Annotated in this window: 14 protein-coding genes; 12 read left to right on the top strand and 2 right to left on the bottom strand. The window is 73.9% G+C overall.

Going from position 1 to position 21,768, the window contains the following annotated elements; translation table 11 throughout:
- The first annotated feature begins 29 nt into the window (after positions 1 to 29).
- From APR03_RS01905 to APR03_RS01880, 6 genes are all read left to right on the top strand, one after another.
- Positions 30 to 1,121, top strand: coding sequence for a sugar ABC transporter substrate-binding protein (locus APR03_RS01905; RefSeq protein WP_253832178.1), 1,092 nt, complete (start codon positions 30 to 32; stop codon positions 1,119 to 1,121).
- 2 nt (positions 1,122 to 1,123) lie between these two features.
- Positions 1,124 to 2,137 carry an ABC transporter permease gene (locus APR03_RS01900; protein ID WP_253832685.1) on the top strand — a complete coding sequence of 338 codons (1,014 nt, stop codon included), beginning with the start codon at positions 1,124 to 1,126 and terminating at the stop codon, positions 2,135 to 2,137.
- Positions 2,134 to 3,696 carry a sugar ABC transporter ATP-binding protein gene (locus tag APR03_RS01895; protein WP_253832177.1) on the top strand — a complete coding sequence of 521 codons (1,563 nt, stop codon included), beginning with the start codon at positions 2,134 to 2,136 and terminating at the stop codon, positions 3,694 to 3,696. The genes APR03_RS01900 and APR03_RS01895 overlap by 4 nt, the downstream gene beginning before the upstream one ends.
- 2 nt (positions 3,697 to 3,698) lie before the next feature.
- Positions 3,699 to 4,691 (top strand): ABC transporter permease, encoded by a 993-nt coding sequence (locus APR03_RS01890; RefSeq protein WP_253832175.1) that lies wholly within the window; start codon positions 3,699 to 3,701, stop codon positions 4,689 to 4,691.
- 54 nt (positions 4,692 to 4,745) lie between these two features.
- Positions 4,746 to 6,233: an aldehyde dehydrogenase family protein gene (locus APR03_RS01885; protein ID WP_253832173.1), complete on the top strand. Its 1,488-nt coding sequence runs from the start codon at positions 4,746 to 4,748 to the stop codon at positions 6,231 to 6,233.
- 140 nt (positions 6,234 to 6,373) lie between these two features.
- On the top strand, positions 6,374 to 12,142 hold the full coding sequence (locus tag APR03_RS01880) for a LamG-like jellyroll fold domain-containing protein (protein ID WP_253832171.1): 5,769 nt from the start codon (positions 6,374 to 6,376) through the stop codon (positions 12,140 to 12,142).
- A 79-nt stretch (positions 12,143 to 12,221) separates the two neighbouring features.
- Here APR03_RS01880 and APR03_RS01875 read toward each other — a convergent pair whose 3' ends face one another.
- A complete protein-coding gene (locus APR03_RS01875; protein ID WP_253832169.1) occupies positions 12,222 to 12,446 on the bottom strand; it encodes a tautomerase family protein in 225 nt (74 codons plus the stop codon).
- 190 nt (positions 12,447 to 12,636) lie between these two features.
- Between APR03_RS01875 and APR03_RS01870 the strand changes: the two genes are divergently transcribed.
- Both APR03_RS01870 and APR03_RS01865 read left to right on the top strand, forming a co-directional pair.
- Positions 12,637 to 13,353, top strand: a complete 717-nt coding sequence (locus APR03_RS01870; RefSeq protein WP_253832167.1) for a YcnI family copper-binding membrane protein — start codon at positions 12,637 to 12,639, stop codon at positions 13,351 to 13,353.
- On the top strand, positions 13,350 to 15,125 hold the full coding sequence (locus APR03_RS01865; protein WP_253832165.1) for a copper resistance CopC/CopD family protein: 1,776 nt from the start codon (positions 13,350 to 13,352) through the stop codon (positions 15,123 to 15,125). The genes APR03_RS01870 and APR03_RS01865 overlap by 4 nt, the downstream gene beginning before the upstream one ends.
- Positions 15,126 to 15,135: 10 nt before the next feature.
- On the opposite strand, the gene APR03_RS01860 is transcribed toward APR03_RS01865, so the two are convergent.
- Complete coding sequence (locus APR03_RS01860; protein ID WP_253832163.1) at positions 15,136 to 15,960, bottom strand: phosphotransferase; 825 nt, start codon at positions 15,958 to 15,960, stop codon at positions 15,136 to 15,138.
- 128 nt (positions 15,961 to 16,088) lie between these two features.
- On the opposite strand from APR03_RS01860, the gene APR03_RS01855 reads away from it, so the two are divergent.
- The 4 genes from APR03_RS01855 (at position 16,089) to APR03_RS01840 (ending at position 21,765) form a co-directional block, all read left to right on the top strand.
- Positions 16,089 to 17,486: a threonine/serine exporter family protein gene (locus APR03_RS01855; protein WP_253832161.1), complete on the top strand. Its 1,398-nt coding sequence runs from the start codon at positions 16,089 to 16,091 to the stop codon at positions 17,484 to 17,486.
- 176 nt (positions 17,487 to 17,662) lie between these two features.
- Entirely contained in the window at positions 17,663 to 18,745 is a 1,083-nt protein-coding gene (locus tag APR03_RS01850; RefSeq protein ID WP_253832159.1) for a LacI family DNA-binding transcriptional regulator, read from the top strand.
- A gap of 52 nt (positions 18,746 to 18,797) precedes the next feature.
- Positions 18,798 to 20,420, top strand: coding sequence for an FAD-dependent oxidoreductase (locus tag APR03_RS01845; protein WP_253832157.1), 1,623 nt, complete (start codon positions 18,798 to 18,800; stop codon positions 20,418 to 20,420).
- Between the two features lie 31 nt (positions 20,421 to 20,451).
- Positions 20,452 to 21,765 (top strand): ABC transporter substrate-binding protein, encoded by a 1,314-nt coding sequence (locus APR03_RS01840; RefSeq protein ID WP_253832155.1) that lies wholly within the window; start codon positions 20,452 to 20,454, stop codon positions 21,763 to 21,765.
- Positions 21,766 to 21,768: the final 3 nt, after the last annotated feature.

Genomic DNA, 21,768 nt, shown 5'->3' with positions numbered 1-21,768 from the left:
ACCGGCACCAACGAAATCGAGGATCAACGATGAAGTTCACCTCTCGACCCACGGCTGCCGTGCTCGGCGTGGCCCTCGCGGCCGCCGCCCTCACGGGCTGCACCGAGACGGCCGCCGGCGGCGGGGCCGCCGGCGGCGACGTGGCCTCCGGCGCCTGCGACCCCGCCGACGTGACCCTGGTGGGCCAGGTCCGCAACGAGTCCAACCCCTACGAGGCCTCGTGGCTCGACGGCGGCGACGCCTTCGCCGAGCAGGTCGGCCTCACCCAGGAGCGCCTGACCTACGACGGCGACTCGACGCGCCAGCAGGAGCAGATCAGCCAGCTGCTCGCCGGCGACACCGAGTGCCTGGTCATGAACATCCTGCCCAACGGCGACTCCGACACCCCGCCCATCGTGGAGGGTGCCGAGGCGGCCGGTGCCTACCTCGTGACGCAGTGGAACAAGCCGGCCGACCTGAACGTGGCCGACTACGACTCCTGGCTGTCGCACATCACCTACGACGGGGTGGAGTCCGGCAGGCAGATCGGCGACGCGCTGGCCGAGGCCATCGGCGGCTCGGGCGGCATCGTCGCCCTCCAGGGCATCCTCGACACCGGCGCCGCCAAGGACCGCTTCGCCGGCCTGGAGGAGTCGCTCGCGGGCAACCCCGACGTCGAGCTGCTCGACGACCAGACCGCCAACTTCTCCCGCGCCGAGGCGCTCGAGGTGACCAAGACGCTGCTCACCAAGCACGGTGACGACATCAAGGGCATCTGGGCGGCCAACGACGACATGGCGCTCGGGGCGCTCGAGGCCCTCCAGCAGGCCGGGCGGGACGACGTCGCGGTGGTCGGCATCGACGCCGTGCCGGACGCCCTGACCGCCATCGAGGAGGGCACCATGACCGCGACCGTCTCGAGCGACGGCCCGTGGCAGGGTGGCATCGGCCTGGCCATCGGCTACTGCGTCGCCACCGGCGAGCTCGCCGTCGAGGACATCGCCGCCGACGACCGCGCCTGGTTCGCCGAGCAGTTCCTCATCCAGCAGGACAACGTGGCCGACTTCGTCTCCCCGGAGACGAGCGAGGCCGACTTCGCCTGCGACAACCTCTTCAGCCGGTCGCAGGGCGCGATCTCGTGACCATGACATCCCCCGCCGAGGCCGACACCGAGGTCGTGCAGGCCCGACGCCCCCAGCCTCGGCGGGGGGTGTCCCTGAGGGACGCGGGCCCGCCGATCGCCCTGGTGGTCGTGTTCGGCGTGTTCGCGGCCCTCAGCCCCGGCTTCCGCACGCTCTCCAACGTGCAGAACGTGCTCGACGCCGCGGCGGTGCTCGCCGTGGTGACCATCGGCATCAGCTTCGTGCTGATGATGGGGTCGATCGACCTCTCCGCTCCCGGGATCATGGGGGCCTCCGCGATCACCGTGGCCCTCCTGGTCGCCAACAACCGCAACGACAACGACCTCGGGTTCGTCGGCATCGCCGTCGCGGTGCTCCTGGCGGCCGGGCTCGGCTGTCTCAGCGGGCTCGCCCTGGTGCTGCTCAAGGTGCCCTCGTTCATGGCGACGCTCGGCGTCTCGGCCGTGGGGCTCGGCCTCGCCACCCTCCTGTTCGCGGGCGTGCAGCCCAACATCGCCGACCCGATGCTGGAGGGCTGGGCCGTCGAGCGGTTCCTCGGGCTGGCCCACCTGACCTGGATCGCGCTGGGCTGCGTGCTGCTCGGCTGGCTCGTGCAGCGCTACTCGCGCCTGGGCCGGTACGCCTTCGCGATCGGCGGCGCCGAGGAGGTGCTGGCGCTCTCGGGCGTACGCGTGGCCCCGTACAAGGTGGCGGTCTTCACCCTGGCGGGCGCGTTCTACGGGCTCGCCGGCGTCATGGTCACCAGCCAGCTCAGCGCCGGGCTGGTCCAGGCCGGGCGGGGCTACGACTTCTCGGCCATCACGGCCGCCGTCGTGGGCGGCACGCTGCTCACGGGCGGCCGCGGCGGCATCCTGCACTCCACGGTCGGCGTGCTGCTCGTGACGGTGCTGACCAACGGCCTCGTCCAGGTCGGCGTCAGCCCGTACTGGCAGGGCGGCGTCCAGGGCCTCATCGTCGTGGCGGCCGTCGCGGCCGCCGTCATCCCCCAGCGTCGTAGGAACCAGGTGACGAAGTGACCACGAACCTGCAGACCGGGCCCGTGCCGGGCGGCCGGACGGCCCCGCCCGCCCTGGAGGTGCGGGGCCTGGTCAAGCACTACCCGGGCGTCAAGGCGCTCGACGGCGTCGACCTGGTCGTGCACCAGAACGAGGTGCTCGGCCTGGCCGGTGAGAACGGCGCCGGCAAGTCCACGCTGCTCAAGGCGCTGGTCGGCCTCGTCCGGCCCGACGCCGGCGAGATCTGGGTGCGCGGGGAGCGGGTGCGGCTGCGGAGCGTCGTCGACGCCGCGAACCACGGCCTCGGCATGGTGTTCCAGGAGCAGTCGCTGGTGCCCAACCTCACCGCCGCCGAGAACATCGTGCTCGGCAGCGAGGGCCCGGGCGTGCGCCGCGGCATCTACCACTGGCGCACGATGCGGCGGCTCGCCCAGGAGCAGCTCGACAAGATCGGGTCGCACATCGACCCCCTCGCGCGCACCGACTCGCTGAGCTTCGCCGACCGGCAGATGGTCGAGATCGCCAAGGTGCTGCGCATCGAGGAGCGCACGTCGCACCCGCCCGTGATCATCCTCGACGAGCCCACCTCCGTGCTGGAGTCCAAGGAGATCGAGACCCTGTTCACGCAGGTGCGGCGGCTGCGCGAGTTCGCCTCCGTCGTCTTCGTCTCGCACCGCCTGGACGAGGTGCTCGACGTGTGCGACCGCGTGGCCGTGCTGCGCGGCGGCCGGTCGGTGGGCGAGGTGCCCGCCGCCGGTGCCGCTCCCGCCGAGCTGCACCGGATGATGATCGGCTCGACCGGCTCGGACGACCACTACCACGACGGCCTCGCGGAGCGGTCCGAGGAGCCCGGCCGGCCCCGGCTGGTGGTGCGCGGCCTGTCCGGCAGGACGTTCCGCGACGTCGACCTCGAGGTGCGCGCCGGCGAGATCGTCGGCATCGTCGGCGTGCACGGCTCCGGCCGCGAGGACCTCTGCCGGGCTCTGTTCGGCGCCGAGGCCACCACGGCGGGTGAGGTGCAGCTGGACGGCGAGCGCCTCGACCTGTCGGGGACGCGCGCGGCGTGCGCGGCGGGCATCGGGTACGTGCCGGCGGAGCGCAAGACCGAGGGCATGGTGGGCCCGATGTCGGTGGCCGACAACATGACCCTGACCAAGCAGCAGGCGCGCTGCTCCGGGCCCCTGGTGCGGCCGCGCAAGCAGGCCACCCTGGTGGACACGTGGATCGAGCGGCTCTCGATCCGCACGCCGCACCGGGGCACCGCGATCCAGCGCCTGTCCGGCGGCAACCAGCAGAAGGTGGTGCTCGCGCGCTGGCTCGTGTCGGGCGACGTGCGGCTGCTGCTGCTCGACCACCCCACGCGCGGCCTGGACATCGGGGCGCGCTCGGAGGTGTACCGCCTGATGCGGGAGCTCGCGGGCAGCGGGGTGGCCACCGTGCTGCTCGCCGACAGCCTCGAGGAGGCGATCGGCATGTCCGACCGGATCGTCGTGATGAGCGACGGCCGCGCGACCACCGAGATCGCCGCTCCCTCCGGGGGCAAGCCGACGCCGCTCGACCTCGTCAAGGAGATGGTCTGACCGTGTCCACGCCCGTCCTCGCCCAGCCGGCCTCCGACGCGCCCGTCGTCGCCCGGCCCACCGTGGGCCAGCGGCTCACGTCGTTCATGCCGGTCATCGCGCTCGTCGTGCTGCTGGCCGCACTGACCGTCGTCGACCCGGGGTTCTTCACGCTGAGCAGCCTCACGGCGGCGGTCCGCACGGCGGCCCCGCTCGTCGTGCTCGCCGCCGGGGCCACCGTCGTCGTCCTGTGCGGTGGCATCGACCTGTCGATCGCCGCGCTGTGCTCCCTGGCCACGGTCTTCTTCGCGCTCTGGCTGCCCGACCTCGGCGGGCTGACGACGCTCGCGATCGTCGCGGTGGCCGGTGCGATCGGGGCGCTGCAGGGCGTCGCCCACGTGCTGCTGCGCATCCCGTCGTTCATCGTCACCCTCGGCGGGATGAGCATCTTCTCCGCGATCGCGCTGGTGATCTCGGACGCCGGGCCCATCCCGGTGTCCGACCGCGGCACCACCCACTGGCTCACGCTCTACGTGGCCGGGGTGCTGCCGATGGCCTTCGTGGTCGCCCTGGTCGTCGTGGCGGTCGTGTCCCTGGTGCTGCGCCTCACCCCGGTCGGGAGCTGGGTGCGTGCCATCGGGTACTCCGAGTCGGCGGCCCGCCTCGCCGGATCGCCCGTGGACCTGGTCAAGGTCGGGGCGTTCACGCTGTCGGGTGCGTGCGCGGGGCTGGCGGCCGTCATGCTGGTGTCCCGGAACTTCAGCGGGAGCCCCACCATGGCGGACAACCTGCTGCTGCCCGCCGTGGCGGCCATCGTGGTGGGCGGCACCGCCATCACGGGTGGCCACGGCTCGCTGTGGCGCAGCCTGGCCGGTGCGCTCGTGGTGACGCTGCTGCGCGTGGGGCTGCCCATCGTCGGCGTGCCGTCGGCGTACGAGCAGATCCTGTACGGCGCGATCATCGTGGCCGCCGTCGCGCTCACCCTCGACCGATCGAAGGTGCTGATCATCAAGTAGTCACGCCCGTCCTCAGCCCGCACCACCACACCCACGACCTCACGGAAGGCCCCCATGTCCGAGAATCCCCAGCTCCTGCCCGCCGTCTCCGCGTTCCTCTCCTCGCCCAAGCAGCTCCTCATCGACGGCGAGTGGGTGGAGGCGAAGGACGGCCAGACCTTCGCGACGGTGAATCCCGCGACCGAGGAGACGCTCGTCCAGGTCGCCCAGGCCTCGGCGGTCGACGCCGACCGCGCGGTCACCGCCGCCCGGAACGCGTTCGAGGCCGGGCCGTGGTCGCGGATGAGCCCGCGCGACCGCTCCCACCTGCTGTGGCGCATCGGCGACATGATCGAGGAGCGCGCGGAGGAGTTCGCGCAGCTCGAGTCGCTCGACAACGGGAAGAGTCTCGCCTCGGCCCGCGGCGACGTCGGCGTGGCCGCCGAGCTGTTCCGCTACTTCGCGGGGTGGGCCACGAAGATGGAGGGCACGACGATCCCCATGTCGGTGCCCGGCAAGGAGTTCCACGCGTACACGCGCCGCGAGGCCATCGGCGTGGTGGCGGGCATCGTGCCCTGGAACTTCCCGCTCACCATGGCCGCGTTCAAGATCGTCCCGTCGATCACGGCGGGCAACACGATCGTGCTCAAGCCCGCGGAGCAGACCCCGCTGACGGCGCTGCGCCTGGGCGAGCTGCTGCTCGAGGCCGGCGTGCCGGCCGGCGTGGTCAACGTGCTGCCCGGCTTCGGCGACGCGGGCGCGGCGCTCGTGGACCACCACGGCGTCGACAAGGTGGCCTTCACCGGCAGCACCGAGGTGGGCAAGAAGATCGCGGCGGGCGCCTCGCGGAACCTCAAGAAGGTCTCGCTGGAGCTCGGCGGCAAGGCGCCGAACATCATCTTCGCTGACGCCGACCTGGACGCGGCGATCGCCGGGGCCGCGCTCGCCGGCTACTTCAACGAGGGCCAGTGCTGCGTCAACGGCTCGCGACTGTATGTGCAGCGCGAGGTGTTCGACCAGGTCATCGAGGGGGTGGCTGCGGCGGCCAAGGCCATCCGCGTGGGCGACGCCTTCGACCCGGCCACCACGATGGGCCCGCTGGTCTCGCAGGAGCAGCACGAGAAGGTCATGGGCTACGTGCGCGGTGCGGTGGCCGACGGTGCCACGATCGCGGCGGGCAGCCCCGACCCGGCGGCCGACCGGGGCTACTTCTTCGCCCCGACGCTCATCACCGACGTCACCGAGCAGATGGCGGTGCAGACCGACGAGATCTTCGGCCCGGTCATCACGGCCATCCCGTTCGACAGCGAGGACGAGGTGGTCGCGGCGGCCAACAACACGGTCTACGGCCTGGCCGCGGGCGTGTGGTCGCGCGACCTGGGCACCGCGCACCGGGTGGGCGGCAAGCTGCGGGCCGGCACGGTCTGGCTGAACACCTGGCACGCGGACGACGTCACCCTGCCCCGGGGTGGTTTCAAGCAGTCCGGCTGGGGCCGTGAGCTCGGCTCCTTCGGGCTGGACGACTACACCGAGCTCAAGACGGTCATCGCAGAGCTGCGGTGACGGGCACGAACCAGCACCACTAGCACCACAGCACCACCGGAGCCGGCTCCGGTCGGCCGACCTCGGGCGGGGGATCGGCCGGCCGGGCCGTGTCCGCGCGCAAGAAAACTCCATGAGAACCGTGCGAAAAGGGATCAACGATGAACCTGTTACGCAGACCTGACCGGCGCCACCACGCGCGCCGACCCCGCCGAGCGCACCTCGCGGCCGCGCTCGCCGCCCTCCTGGTGGCCGGACCCCTCGGCGCCGGTGTCGCGCAGGCGGCCCCGGCACCCGCGGCACCCGTCCTGGCGGGCGCAGGCTCCGTCGACGACGGCGTGCTGCGCGTCCTGCTGTTCTACAAGCCGAACTTCCACGCGTCGCACGTGCAGGCCCGCCAGGCCGTGCGCGACCTCGCCACGCAGCTGGGCACCGAGTACGCCCAGCCCGTCGAGATCGAGGAGACCGAGAACGCCGCGGCGTTCACCACGCAGAACCTCGCCACGAAGGACGCCGTCGTCTTCGCGCAGACGGGTGGCGTGCTGTTCGACGTGGCGCAGCGGGCCGCGCTGGAGGAGTACATCCGCGGCGGCGGCGGGTACATGGGCATGCACTACGCGGGCTGGTCGGTGGGCCAGAGCGAGCACGACGTGAACCCGTTCTACGCCCGGCTCGTGGGCGCGATGTCCGAGGGGCACCCGGAGAACCCGGCGGTGCGGCCGGGCCGCGTGGTGGTCAAGGACGCCACGCACCCCCTGACCCAGGGCCTGTCGGAGAGCTTCACCCGCAGCGACGAGTGGTACGACTGGCTGGTCAACCCGGCCCCGAACGTGCGCACGCTGCTGGAGGCCGACGAGACGTCCTACGGCATGGGCCACAACGGCACCAGCCACCCGATCACGTGGTGCCAGGAGATCGATGCCGGCCGGTCGTGGTACTCGGGCATGGGGCACGAGGGCACCGCCTACTCCGAGGCGCCGATCCGCACCCAGATGAAGCACGGCCTCGCCTACGCGTCGGGTCTGCTCCCCGCCGACTGCTCGCCGCCGAGCAAGGCCGAGCAGGGCTCCTGGAGCGGCGTGACGCCGTGGCCGCTGGTGCCGATCAACGCTGCGCTGACGTCCGACGGCAAGGTCCAGTCGTTCGGCAGCGTGTCGTCCGGCTGCACCGACAACACCCCCTACGACTTCGAGGGCAACTCGTGCGTGGTGCAGGGCGGCCAGATGGAGATCGACGTCTGGGACCCGTCCGAGGAGCGCACCACGGCGAACCTCGTCTCGGGGCTCGTCGAGAACTCGACCTACACCGACCTGTTCTGCTCGATGCAGGTCCAGGTGCCGCACCGCCGCGCCACCTTCACGGTGGGCGGTGACGACGGCCTGGGCGGCAACGCCCCCAACGACGCGGCCATCGGCGTCACGAGCTACACCACCAACCAGGGGCTGCGCACCGAGGCCCCGATGAACTACCCGCGGTGGTACCCGACGGGCACCACGCTGCCGGACGGCTCGATCGTCGTGCAGGGCGGCAGCCTCAAGGGCGGCCCCGGCGGCCCGGGCGTGCTGACCCCCGAGCGCTACACGCCGGACGAGGGCAGCTCCTGGAAGCTCCTGGACGGTGCCACCAGCGCGGCCGCGTACGGCGACGGCGGGGGCGGCAACGGGCCCGACGAGAACCGCTGGTGGTACCCGCGCGCTTTCGTGGCGCCGGGCAACGGCAACGTCTTCAACATCACCGGCACCCAGATGTACGAGCTCGACCCCTCGGGCGACGGCGAGATCACGCTGCGCGGCACCTTGCCCGCGGCGGTCGCCAACCAGGGCACGCTCGGCAACCCGGTCGGCGCCACGTCGACGGCGACCATGTACCGCCCCGGCAAGATCCTGCAGGTCGGCGGTGGCTGGTGGGCCAACGGCGGCGGTCCGGACGGCGCCCGCGCCGGCTTCACCGTCGACATCACCGGCGGCACCGACGCGCCGGTGGTCGAGGCGACCGAGCCGATGCGGTACGCGCGGCACTGGGCCACCTCGACCGTGCTGCCCGACGGCAACGTGATCGTCACCGGCGGCTCGCGCGACAACAACGGCAACGGCGGCTACGTCACCACCGCCGAGATCTGGAACCCCGACACCGGCGAGTGGACGCAGGTCGACGTGCCCTACGAGCACGCCCGCCTGTACCACTCGACGGCCCTGCTCCTGCCCGACGGCCGCCTCATGGTGGGCGGCGGCGGCACGCCGGGTCCGCGCAGCTACACGGACGTCGAGTTCTACTCGCCCGCCTACCTGTTCGACGGCGAGGAGCTCGCCGAGCGCCCCGAGGTCACGGCCGTGCCGAAGAAGGTCGGCTACGACGGCGTGTTCGACGTGCGGGCCGACACCGACGTCTCGCGCGTCACGCTGGTGCGCAACGGGTCGGTGACGCACGGGTTCAACAACGACCAGAACTTCCAGGACCTGGCGTTCGCCCAGGACGGCGACACGCTCACGATCGAGACGCCGGTCGACGGCACCTACGCGCCGCCCGGCGCGTACATGCTGTTCGTGTTCGACGAGGACGGCACGCCGTCGGTGGCCGACATCGTCCAGATCGACCCGACGGTCGAGATGGACGCCCGCTCGCCACACCTCGTGGACCAGCTCGAGTACCCGCGCATCCCGGCCGAGTGGCGCTCCGCCAACCCGCCGGCCGTGGTGGACGTCGAGCCCGGCAACGGCCGCATGTCCCCGTGGGAGGTCGACAGCGAGGTGCAGCTCGTCCGCGCCGCGGGACCTGGCCAGGGCGGCCTCGGCCTCACGGGCTACCACCTCGCCGTGGGTGACGAGGGCAGCCTGACCCGCACGGTCAAGGGCCTCGACCCGGGCCGCGAGTACCGCATCTCGCTGCGGTACGCGCGCGACAGCCGGTCCGCCGGCTCCGCGCCCGGCACCGCCGACCTCTCGGTCGGTGACCTGACCACGACCCTGACGGCGGGCACGGACCTGTCCTCGCAGACCAGGTTCGGCACGTACGTGGGTACGTTCACGGCGCAGTCGCGCTCGCAGGACCTGACCCTGAGCGGCGGTGACTCGGGCGCGGGCGTCATGATCGACGACGTCGTCGTCGTGGGCTCCGACCCGGGCGCGTCCGACGTGCCCGTGCACTACGCCTTCGACGAGGGTTCCGGGACCCGGGGCGCCAACAGCGGCACCGACGGTGACGTGGGCGCGGCGACCCTGACCGGCGCCACGGGCTGGAGCGAGGACGGCGTGTTCGGCGGCGCCCTCGACCTGGCCGGCGGCGACACCGCCAACGCCGTCGACCTGCCCGACGACCTGCTGCAGGGCGAGGACAGCTTCACCACGTCGTTCTGGGTGCGGCCCGACACGAAGACGGGCTGGACGGGCCTGTTCCACATCGGGGACGGGACCGGCGACACGGGCAGCTTCTTCCAGATCCAGATGCAGACCAACGCCGCCGGCGCGACGGGGCTCGCGGCCACCTTCAAGGCCAAGGGCGCGGCGCTCCAGGAACGGGTCTACGCGACGCCGACCCGGGACGTCGTGGCGGGCGAGTGGAACCACGTCGCCTTCACGCGGCAGGGTGCCACCGGCACGCTGTACCTCGACGGCGAGCCGATCGCGTCGCGCGACGACCTCACGATCGACATGACCGACGTGGGCCCGACGGCGAACAACTGGCTCGGCCGCAACGGGTTCCCGGACCCGGCCTACGACGGCCTGCTGGACGACGTCCGGGTCTACACCTCGGCGCTCGGCGACGCCGACGTCGCGGCCCTGTACGACGACGGCACCGCGCTCGCCACGACCACCACGGTCAGCGTCGAGCCGGGCTCCCCGTCGCCGTTCGGCGAGCCGGTCACGGTCTCGGCCACGGTCGCGGCCGCGTCCGGCGGCGCGCCCGCGGGCGTCGCCGAGCTGTGGGTCGACGGCTCCCGCCTCGGCGGGCAGGTCGACGTGGCGGACGGGGAGGTGACGTTCACCGACGTCGCGCTCAAGTCCGGCGCCCACGAGGTCGAGGTCCGCTTCCTCGCCGACGACGGCTGGCGCGACTCCGCCCACACGGTGGAGCACACGGTCGAGCGGCCGCCGCCCGGCGAGGGCACGCCGATCCACTACGCCTTCGACGAGGGCCAGGGGTCGACGGCGGCCAACACGGGTCTGGACGGTTCGATCGGGGCGGCGACGCTCTCCGGGGCGACGGGCTGGACGCCCACCGGGCGGTTCGGCGCGGGCATCAACCTGCCCGGCGGCGCGTCCGGCACGGGCAACCAGGTCGAGCTGCCCGACGACATCGAGGCGGGCATGGACGACCAGTTCAGCGTCTCCATCTGGGCGCGGCCGGACGCCCTGCCCACCTGGGTGCCCCTGCTCCAGATCGGCAGCAGCACGGACACGTTCTTCCTGCTGCAGTCGAACACCCAGGTCAACGGGGCCACCGGCTTCGCGGCGACGTTCAAGGCGCCGGGTACCCCGGGCAGCGCCCAGGAACGGCTCGTGCTGGGGCAGGGCAACGACCTGCCGCTGAACGAGTGGACGCACGTGGTGTTCACCCAGAGCGGCTCCGTCGGCAAGATCTACTTCGACGGCGAGCTCCAGGCCACCCGCGACGACTTCACCGTGGACATCGGTGACGTGGGCGTGGACGGCCGGACGACGACGAACCTCATCGGTGGTACCAGCTGGCCGGACGCCCGCTGGGACGGGCTCGTCGACGACTTCCGGATGTTCGGGTACGAGCTGACCGAGGAGCAGGTGGGTGAGCTCTACGCGGGCCCGCCGGCCAACGCGGCCCCCGTGGGTGCCGCGGACGCCTACGGCACGGTGGAGGACGAGCCGCTGACCGTCCAGGCGCCGGGTCTCCTCGCGAACGACACCGACGCGGACGGCGACGACCTGACGGCCACGGGGCTCACCCAGCCGGCCCACGGCGACGTCGAGCTGGCGGCGGACGGGTCCTTCACCTACACGCCCGACAGCGGGTACGCGGGGACCGACACGTTCACCTACCGGGCGTCCGACGGCACCGCGTCGTCGGCCGCGACGACCGTGACGATCACCGTGGAGGAGAAGGAGCAGCCGCCGGTCAACACCGCGCCGGTGGCGCGCGACGACGCCTACGCGGCCGTGGGCGGGCAGCCGCTGACGCTCCCGGCGCCGGGCGTGCTCGCCAACGACACCGACGAGGACGGCAACGTCCTCACCGCGACGGCGGTGACCCAGCCGGCCAACGGCACGGTCACCCTCGCGGCGGACGGTTCGTTCACCTACACGCCCGACGCCGGGTTCAACGGCAAGGACGTGTTCACCTACCGGGCCGACGACGGGAAGGACCGGTCCGCAGCGGCCACCGTGACGGTCACGGTGAAGTCCCCGACGGCGACGGCCGTGGCCGGCGTGGCGCTGCCCGTCGTCTACGGCACGGCGGGCTCGGTCTCGCTGGCGGTGTCGCCCGACACGGCCACCGGCGAGGTGGAGCTGCGGGACGGCACCGAGCCGCTCGGCACGGCGACGATCGCGGACGGGCGGGGCACGATCGTCCTGCCGGCCCGGTCGCTGGCGCCGGGGGTCCACGACCTCACGCTCCGCTACGGCGGGGACGGCGACCACGCGGCGTCGTCGTCGAAGGTGCGGGTCGTCGTGGAGAAGGTGGTCGCCACGATGGAGATCTCCGCCGCGAACAGCGGAAAGGGGAAGGACAAGAAGACGGTGGTGGACGTGTCCCTCACCGCGCCGTACGACGTCCCGGCGACGGGGCAGGTGCGGCTCGTGGTGAAGGACGGCCCGACCGTGCTCGGCACGGTCCAGGACGGGCGCGTGCGGTTCGAGGTGCCGCAGGTGAAGGGGAAGGACGTCACCGTGACGGTCTCCTACCTCGGCAGCGACCTCGTCCTCGCCGCCGAGACCCGGGTGACGCTCCGGGTGAAGTAGCGCAGCACGGGCGTGGGCCCGGAGGATTCGTCCTCCGGGCCCACGCCCCGCGTGCCGTGCCGTGCGCGGCTCGCGTGCCTCAGTCGTCGGCGAGCGCCGCGACCACGCCGGCGCGGCTCTCGTCCTCGCTGGCCAGCACACCGCCGTTGGCGACGATGTCGGGGGTGATCTCGCTGAAGACCATGCGGACGTCCTGGCGGCGGGCGCCCAGGATCTCGACGGCGCTGTCGGCCACGGCCTTGGCGAACTCGCGACGCTGCTCGATCGTGCGGCCGCGGAGCAGCTCGACGGTGATGTTGGGCATGTCTTCCCTCCGGTGGGGTCGGGCCTGGCGGTCGCCAGGTTCACGGAGCCGACCTTGGTTCAGTGACGTGAACCACCGTACGCGGGGCGCAGGGTGGAGTAAATGGTTCCGGCCGCATCGGTTCACATTCTTGACAGCAGTTCGGCCCGCTGATTAGGTGTGCGGGCCACCTCCAGAGTCGGAGAGTTCCATGAAGAGCACGACCGCCGTGCGGCGCACGGCCCTGTCCGGCCTGGCCGCGGCCGTCCTCGTGACCCTCGGGTCCGTGCCGGCGTCGGCCCACGTGACCATCACACCGTCGACCACCGCCGCGGGGGCGACCGCCGTGCTCCGGGTCGAGGTGCCGCACGGGTGCGCCGGCTCGGCGACCACTGCGATGTCGGTCCGCCTGCCCGAGGGCGTCGCGGACGTCACCGCCCGCGACGCGGACGGCTGGACGGTGGACCGGTCCGGGGACGCCCTGACGTGGACCGCGGACGAACCCCTGCCCGACGGCGAGCACGCCGCCGTCGAGCTCTCCGTGCGCCTGCCCGACGACCCCGGCGCGACGCTCGTGTTCCCCGTGGTGCAGCGCTGCGAGGCGGGCGAGGCGGCGTGGACCGAGGTCGCGCAGGACGCGCAGGACCACGCCGACCTCGAGCGTCCCGCACCCGTGGTCGTCGTCACCGGTGGCGGGGACCCGAGCCCGTCGGCGTCGGCCGACGACGCCGACGCCGCGTCCGCCGAGCCTTCGGCCGGATCCGAGCCGGCCTCGGAGTCGGAGCCGGCAACGGAGCCGGAGCCGGTCCCCGCCCCCGACGCCGCCGGCGAAGGTGACCCCCTGGTCACCTACAGCGGGCTCGCGGTCCTGGCCGCGGGCGCCCTGGCGGGTGCGGTGGCCCTGATCCGCCGCCACCGGCAGCCGTGACAGCCGTCGACGTCCGGCGCGGCGGCGCCGTCCTGCTCCTGCTCACCCTCCTGTGCGCGCTGCTGATCGCCCCCGCGAACAGGGCGGCGGCGCACGCCACGCTCCTGGAGTCCGACCCGGCCCAGGGGGCCGTGCTCGACGCCGCACCCGAGCGGATCACCTTCACGTTCGACGAGTCCGTGCTCGGCGTCCCCTCGGGCACCCGGGTGTTCGACGCGGCGGGGGAGGAGGTCGCGGCGTCGGCCATTGTGCGCGGGGAGCGGCTCGTGGTCGAGCTCGACGAGGAGGTCGGCGAGGGCACGCTCGTGATCCTGTGGCGGCTCGTCTCCGAGGACGGTCACCCGATCGGCGGGTCGCTGAGCTTCTCGGTCGGGGCGCCGAGCGACGTCGTGGACGTGCCGGGGGCCGACGCGGCGACCGAGGCACCGCCGGCGCTCGGCGTCGTCCGCGCTGCCGGGTACGTCGGGCTGCTCGTCGCGGCGGGGGTCGCGGCCTTCTCGGTCCTGCTCCTGCCGCGCCCCGGCGCGCCGGCCGTTCCCCGCGGCGGCGCGGGCGCCCGTGTGCGGGGCGGTGCGGGCGCCCGTCCGCGGGGCGGCGCGGCCGCCCGCCGTGGCGCGGCCGAGGCCGCGCTCCGCGACACCGTGGCCGACCGGCCCCGCGCCCGCCTGCGCCGCGTCGCCCGCGTGGCCGCGGGCGTCGCGGCGCTCGGCTGGTGGGCGGCTGTGCCGGTCGTCGCGCTCTACCAGCTCGGTGTCCCGGTCTCCGCGATCGCCGACGCGGGCACGTGGAGCGCGCTCGCGCCCGCCGAGTACGCCGTCCCCGCCGCCGTGACCCTGGGGCTCGCGGTGGCCGCCGGCGGGCTCCCCGCCGTCGCCCCGGACCGGACCCGCACCCTGCTGGTGCTCGCCGGGTGCCTGCTCGCGCTCGCCGCCCCCGCGTTCACCGGCCACACCCGGGCGGCCTCGCCCGAGGCGCTCGTGGTCGGCGTCGACGTGCTGCACCTGGTCGCCGGGGCCGTGTGGCTCGGCGGGCTCGTCGCCGTCGTCCTGGTGCTCGGCGACCTCGTGCACGACGACGCGGGCGCCCTCGTGCTCGGCCGGTTCTCCGCCGTCGCCGCGGGCGTGCTCGCCGTGCTCGTGGTCGCGGGCGTGGTGCTCGCCTGGCGCGTCGCCGGCAGCTGGGCCGCGCTGGTCGGGAGCGGCTACGGCGTGCTCCTGCTCGTCAAGGTGCTCGTCGCGCTGGTCGCCGTCGGGCTGGCCGCGTGGAACCGGTACGGGCTGCTGACCCGCCTGCGCGCCGCGCGCCGCCCCCGCGAGCGCACCGCTCCGGCCCGGCTCGTGGTCCGCACCGCGCTCGCGGAGGCGGCGGTGCTGGTCGCCGTGCTCGGCGTCACGGGCTTCCTCGTGGACCGCAGCCCCGAGGAGGACCGGACCGTCGCGGGGCAGCCGAGCGCCGCCGCCGTCACCGAGGCGGTGCGGCTCGACGGCGTCACGGCCGCGGTCTCGCTCGACCCGCCCGCCGTCGGCCCGGCCACGGTGACCGTCACGATGACGGACGCGGCGGGCGAGCCGTTCGAGGGGTACGCGGCCCCGGAGGTCGGCCTGACGTCGGGCGACGTCGACCTCGGTCTGGTGCCGCTCGGGTCCCGGGCGCCGGGCGTGTACGCGGGCGAGGTCGTGCTGCCGACCACGGGGGACTGGGCGGCACGCGTGTCGCTGCGCACCACCGAGTTCGACAACCCGGTGCAGACGGTCACGTTCCGCGTGCCGTGAGGGGCGCGCGTCAGTCCCGTCGCAGGTCCCGCAGCAGCGACTCGGCGTGCCGCCGCAGGGGCAGCGCCACGTCCCGGTGCCGCCCGAGGCGCACCAGGGCCAGGTACCGGTCCGCGGCCGCGAGCTGCGCGACGGCGCCCGAGTAGGTGCCGAGCACGTCGGCGAACTCGGCCCTGACCCGGTCCGCGACGGTGGGCCGCAGCACGGCGGAGCAGGCGAGCACGGCGGCGTCGTACCCGGCCGGGGCGCGGCCCCACGTCTCCCAGTCCAGGATGGTGAGCTCCGGGGCGGTGAGGTTGCCGAGGTGCAGGTCGCCGTGGGCGGTCTCCCACCGGACCCGGTCCAGGTCCACCACGAGGCCGAACGTCGCCAGCAGCGTGTCGGCGAGCGCCTGCGGGGTCAGCGCGGCGCGTCCGGTCCGGACGCGGCGCAGCGGCTCCAGGCCGGACCGCAGCGCGGCCCACCACGCGTCGGGCAGGTCGACGTCGTGCCGGAGCACGAGTCCGGTGGTCACGGCGGGGTGGCCGACGTGGGTGACGAGGTCGGCGCGGACGACGTCGCCGTCGTCGGTCCACTCCGCCGTGGCGAGGTGCCGGGGCATCGGGATCTGGTCGAAGGGCGCGCCGGTCGCCGCCGCGATGCCGTCCCAGCCGTCGCCGGCCGCCCACGCGGGCGGCTGGGCGGTGACCCGCAGCCACGCGGCGCCGCCCGCGCCGGACACCCGCACGGCCAGCGTCCGGTCGAAGTCGCCGGCCACGGGCGTACCGTCCGGCCGCACGCCGAACCGCTCCGCGGCCCGGGCGAGGTACCGGTCCAGGCGTTCCCTGCGCGTCATGTGTTCCCCGGTCGTGAGGCGACGATCGTGGCCGGGCCGGGCGGCGACGGCAACCCCTCCGGGCCGGACGGCGACGGCGGAGGCCGGTGCGGCGGCGTCGTGCGCGCAGTCGTGCACAGAATGGGTCGATGCCGCAGCCACCTCGCCGAAGCCTGTACTCGACGGTGCGCCGCGTCCTGCGCGCCGACCCCGCCGACGTGCCCGACACCGAGATACAGCCTGCCGTCGACGACGCCATGGTGCTGCGCGCCCTCGACCTCGCCATGCGCGTCGGCGAGCAGATGTTCGCCGTCGGCGCGTCCGCCCACGAGGTCACCCTCGCCGTCACGCGGGTCGCGGAGGCGTACGGCCTGCACGGCGTGCACGTGGACGTGACGTACACGTCGATCGCGCTGTCCTACCAGCGCAGCGGCGAGGGGTGGCCGCACACCCTGCTGCGGGTGGTCCGCGTGGCCGCACCCGACCACACCAAGCTGCAGCGGCTCCAGGCGCTGCTGGTCGACATCGACGGCGGGCTCGACCTCGCCGAGGCCCGGACGCGCTTCCGGGCCATCCGCCGTGTGCCGTTCCGGTACCGGCCGCAGGTCGTCGTCGTGGCGCGGGCGCTGCTCACGGTCGGCGTCGGCATCCTGTCCGGCGGCACCGCGACGGTCGTGGCCCTGACGTTCGTGGCGGCCCTGGCCGCCGCGTCGACCCAGTCGGGGCTCGCCCGGCTGCGCGTGCCCTCGTTCTTCAGCCAGATCGCCGGTGCCTTCGTCACGACCGTCGTCGCGGTCACCGTGTCGGCGCTCGCGGCGGCGGGCGTCGAGCCGTTCACCGGGGTGCGGCCGTCCATCATCGTGGCGTCCGGGATCGTGCTCATGCTCTCGGGCCTGACCGTGGTGGGCGCGGCGCAGGACGCCATCGACGGCTTCGCCCTCACCGCGGCGGGTCGCATCCTCGACCTCACCCTCCAGACCCTCGGGCTGGTGGTGGGCATCCTGGCGGGCCTGGAGCTCGGGAGCGTGGTGGGTTACCGGATGACGCTGCCGGACGGCCCGCTCCCGCTCGGCCCGCTGCCCGGCCAGGTCGCCGGCGCGGTCGTCATCGCGGTCTCCGTCGCCCTGTTCAACGGGGCGGGCGCGCGCATCGTCGTGGTGAGCGCCCTGCTGGGCAGCATCACGGCCCTGGGGTACGCAGCGGCGTCGGCGGCGGGCCTGCACGTGGCCGCGGCGAGCGGTCTCGCGGCCCTGGTCGCGAGCTTCGTCGGCGTGCTGGTGGCCCACAACCTGCACGTCCCGTCCGTCGCGGTGACGACGGCGGCGATCGTGCCCCTGGTGCCCGGCGGCGCGGTGTTCTACGGGCTGCTCGGCATGGTGCACGCCGACCCCGCGGCGGGTGCGGGCGGCGGGCCGGGCTCGCTGGTCCTGGCGGCCTCGGTGGGGCTGGCCCTCGCGGCGGGCGCGTCGCTCGGCATCTACCTCGGCACGCCGGTGCGCGCCACGCTCGAGGGCGTCGCACGCTCGCGGGCCCGGGTCCGCCGCTGAGCGGCCACGAGGGCGCTGATAATGCGCCCCATCCGACCGCCCCCGGGGCGGTCACGCGCCTGCGGAGCCACCGGGCGGGTTGCTAATAATGCGCATCATCTGATTGACCGCGCGCTCCGCGCCCCCGGAGACTCCCGGTGTCGACGATGACCCGACCGGGCGTTCGAGGAGGAGCCGTGCCACGTCGCCGCATCACCCAGACCGACGTCGCCGCCATGGCCGGCGTCAGCCAGGCCACCGTCTCCTTCGTGCTCAACGGCAGCACCCCCGCGGGCGTGCGGATCAGCGAGGAGACGCGGCAGCGCGTGCTCGACGCCATCCGCATCACCGGCTACACCGCCAACCCCGCCGCGCAGCGCCTGGCGGGCGGGCTCGCCCAGATCCTCGGCGTCTTCACCTACGAGGCCACCTTCCCGCGCGCCAGCCGCGACTTCTACGGCCCCTTCCTCACCGGGATCGAGCACGCGGCCGAACGGCTCGGCGTCGACATCCTCCTGTTCACCAGCGCCCCGGTGGCCGACGGGCGCCGCCGGCTCACCCGCGAGGGCTGGCAGCGGCTCGGCGTGGCCGACGGCTGCCTGCTGCTCGGCCAGCACGAGCACCGCGGCGAGCTGCAGCACCTGCTCGACACCAACTACCCGTTCGTCTTCATCGGCAAGCGCGGCAGCGACGGCGGCCGCCTGCCCTACGTCGGCGCCGACTACGTGGGCGGCACCGTGCGGCAGATCGACCGCCTGGTGGCCCACGGGCACCGGCGCATCGGGTACGTGGGCCTGCGCGGCACCGACCAGCCCACGCTCGACCGCGTCGAGGGCTACCGCACCGCCATGAAGACCCACGGCCTCACCACCCGCTTCGTCGAGCTGGAGGACGTCGCCGCCACCGCGGACGAGATCCTCGACCAGCGGTTCACCGCCGTCGTCGTGGCGCCCGAGAACCACCCCGAGGAGCTCGCCGACGAGCTCGAACGCCGCGGGCGGAGCGTGCCCGGCGACGTGTCCGTGCTGCTCCTCGGGCAGCCGCACCACCCGCGCCGCGGCGGCCGGGACTGGTCCGGCTTCTCCGTACCCCGCGAGGAGATGGGCGCCCGCGCCCTGTACCTGCTCTCGCGCCTGGTCGCCGACGACGAGCCGCGGCGCGACCGCGACGGCCGCCGGCCCGCCGCCGTGACCGACGCCGAGCTGCACCAGGTGCTCGTCTGCCCGGACGTGGCGGGCGCCACGGTGGCCGCCGCAGCGCCCGGGCCGGACGCCCCATGACCGAACCGGTGACCCGCCCCCGCACCGCAACCCCCGACAGGACGGATCTCGCGTGACCTCTCCAGACCTGCAGACCGACGTGCTCGTGGTGGGCGCCGGGCTCGGCGGCATCGCCGCGGCGCTCGCGGCCGCCGACCGCGGCGCCCGCGTCGTCCTCACCGAGGAGCACCCGTGGATCGGCGGGCAGCTCACCTCGCAGGCCGTGCCGCCGGACGAGCACCCGTGGGTCGAACGGTTCGGCGTCACGGCCCGGTACCGCGCGCTGCGCGAGGGCATCCGCGACGTCTACCGCCGTCGCTACCCGCTGACCGACGGGGCGCGGGACCGGGCGGAGCTCAACCCGGGCGCCGGCTGGGTGTCCAAGCTGTGCCACGAGCCGCGCGTCGCCGTCGGCGTGCTCGAGGAGATGCTGGCCCCGTACCGGTCCACGGGCCGCATCCGGCTGCTCGAGCGGGTACGTCCTGTGTCGGCCACGACCGACGGCGACCGGGTCGCGTCGGTGACGCTGCGCTCGGTCGTCGGCGGCGAGGACGTGACCGTCGCGGCGGCCTACACGGTGGACGCGACCGAGACCGGCGAGCTGCTGCCGCTGACCGGCACGGAGTACGTCACCGGGTTCGAGTCGCGGCACGAGACGGGGGAGCCCAGCGCGCCGGACGAGGCCCAGCCGGACAACGTCCAGGCCCTGAGCGTGTGCTTCGTCGTCGAGCACACCGACGGCGACCACACCATCGACAGGCCCGAGCGCTACGACTTCTGGCGCACCTACGCGCCCGCCGCCTGGGGCGGCGAGCAGCTCCTGTCGTGGACGGCGCCCAACCCGCGCACCCTCGCGCTGGAGAAGCGGTCGTTCACGCCGAACCCGGGGGACGACCCGCTCGCGGTGGACGCCGACCAGTCCAAGAACGCCGGCGACGGCAACCTGTGGCTGTTCCGCCGCATCGCCGCACGCGACCTGCACGCGCCGGGGTTCTACGCGAGCGACCTGTGCCTCGTGAACTGGCCGAGCATCGACTACTTCCTGGGCCACGTGCTCGACGTGCCGCGCGACGTGGAGGAGGCCCGGATCGCCGACGCCCGGCAGCTCAGCCTCTCGATGCTCTACTGGATGCAGACCGAGGCGCCGCGGCCCGACGGCGGCACCGGGTTCCCCGGCCTGCGGCTGCGCCCCGACGTCATGGGCAGCGCGGACGGGCTGGCGCAGGCCGCCTACCACCGGGAGTCGCGCCGCATCAGGGCGGTCACCACGGTCACCGAGAACGACGTCTCCTACGCCGTGCGCGGCGACCGGGGCGCCACCCGGTACGCCGACTCGGTGGGCGTGGGCATGTACCGCATCGACCTGCACCCCTCCACGGGCGGCGACACCTACATCGACGTGCCGTCCACCCCGTTCGAGATCCCGCTCGGCGCCCTGCTGCCGCGCCGCACCACCAACCTGCTGGCGGGCAACAAGAACATCGGCACCACGCACATCACCAACGGGTGCTACCGGCTGCACCCCGTGGAGTGGAACGTCGGCGAGGCCGCCGGGCACCTGGCCGCGCACTGCCTCGCCACCGGCCGCACGCCGCACTCCGTGCAGTCCGAGCCGGACCAGCTCGCCGACTACCAGGCCGAGCTCGTCGCCACGGGCGTCGAGCTGCACTGGCCCGACGGCGTGTACCCGTACTGAAGCACCCCCCGATCAGTCCAAGGGAGAACTGATGTCTGCACACCGCACCCGAGGCCGCCGGACGGCGGGAACCGCCGCCGTCCTCGGCACCGCCCTCGCCCTGACCGCCTGCGCGAGCGGGGCCGATGCCCCGGTGGGCGAGCCCGACACCCCCGACGAGCCCGTCGAGCTGCGGATGACCGTCTGGACGGCCGACGAGGCCCAGCTCGGGCTGTTCCGGTCCATCGCCGACGCGTACGTGGCCGAGAACCCGGAGCTGGTCTCCGGCGTCACGTTCGAGACCATCCCGTTCGACGACTACACCACGGCCCTGACCACCCAGCTCGCAGGTGGCAACGCGCCCGACCTGGCCTGGGTCTTCGAGAGCAACGCCCCGGAGTTCGTCTCCAGCGGCGCCCTCGTGGACCTGCGGCCCGTGCTGGAGGACACCGAGGGCTACGCGTTCGACGACCTCGTGCCCAGCGCCCTCACGCTGTGGGAGGAGGGCGACGGGCTGTACGCCTACCCGTTCTCGACCAGCCCGTTCGCGGTGTTCGTGAACACCGACCAGATCTCCGCGGCGGGGCAGCCCGACCCGGCCGACCTGGTGGCCGACGGCGGGTGGACGTTCGACGCCGCGCGCGACATCGCGGCGGCCACCGCGAAGGACTCCGGCAAGCAGGGCCTGGTGGTGCGCGACTTCGACTACCAGACCTGGGAGAACCTGGCGACGGTCTGGTCGGGGTGGCAGGCGGCCCCGTGGAGCGCGGACGGGACGCAGTGCACCTTCACCGAGCCGGCGATGGTGGACGCCCTCACATGGTTCCACGACGCGGTGTTCGACGACGGCGCCATGCCGGGCCCCGGCACCACCGCCGACTTCTTCGCGGGCGACGCCGCGATGACGATCACGCAGATCAGCCGCGCCTCGGCGCTCGACGGCTCGTTCGGCTGGGACGTCGTGCCGCTGCCCGCCGGACCGGCCGGCCCGCAGAACGTCGTCGGCCAGGCCGGCGTCGGCGTCTTCGCCGCGGGGGAGCACCCGGACGTGGCCGCCGACTTCCTGGCGTACTTCACGAACGCGGAGAACGCGGAGCGGCTCGCGGCCTACTTCCCGCCGCCGCGGCAGTCCCTGCTCGACGGCGAGACCCTCGGCGACGCCAACCCGCTCCTGTCGGCCGAGCAGCTCGAGGCCGTGGTCGTCGACGGCGTCCAGGACGCGGTGACCAAGCCGGCGCACAGGAACTTCGCCCAGCTGTCGGAGACGGTGCGCGCGGAGCTCGACGCGCTGTGGGTGCCGGACGCCGACGTCGAGGCCGTGCTGGCCGACACCTGCGCGGCGGTCACGCCGCTCCTGGAGGACTGAGGC

The sequence above is a fragment of the Promicromonospora thailandica genome, from assembly GCF_024171955.1.
Taxonomy (GTDB): domain Bacteria; phylum Actinomycetota; class Actinomycetes; order Actinomycetales; family Cellulomonadaceae; genus Promicromonospora; species Promicromonospora thailandica.
This window is presented reverse-complemented; position numbering and strand designations above follow the sequence as displayed.

Coding starts and splice junctions, on each gene's coding strand:
- APR03_RS01905 (WP_253832178.1), top strand. CDS start 30: ATGAAGTTCACCTCTCGACCCACGGCTGCCGTGCTCGGCGTGGCCCTC.
- APR03_RS01900 (WP_253832685.1), top strand. CDS start 1,124: ATGACATCCCCCGCCGAGGCCGACACCGAGGTCGTGCAGGCCCGACGC.
- APR03_RS01885 (WP_253832173.1), top strand. CDS start 4,746: ATGTCCGAGAATCCCCAGCTCCTGCCCGCCGTCTCCGCGTTCCTCTCC.
- APR03_RS01880 (WP_253832171.1), top strand. CDS start 6,374: ATGAACCTGTTACGCAGACCTGACCGGCGCCACCACGCGCGCCGACCC.
- APR03_RS01875 (WP_253832169.1), bottom strand. CDS start 12,446: ATGCCCAACATCACCGTCGAGCTGCTCCGCGGCCGCACGATCGAGCAG.
- APR03_RS01870 (WP_253832167.1), top strand. CDS start 12,637: ATGAAGAGCACGACCGCCGTGCGGCGCACGGCCCTGTCCGGCCTGGCC.
- APR03_RS01860 (WP_253832163.1), bottom strand. CDS start 15,960: ATGACGCGCAGGGAACGCCTGGACCGGTACCTCGCCCGGGCCGCGGAG.
- APR03_RS01855 (WP_253832161.1), top strand. CDS start 16,089: ATGCCGCAGCCACCTCGCCGAAGCCTGTACTCGACGGTGCGCCGCGTC.
- APR03_RS01840 (WP_253832155.1), top strand. CDS start 20,452: ATGTCTGCACACCGCACCCGAGGCCGCCGGACGGCGGGAACCGCCGCC.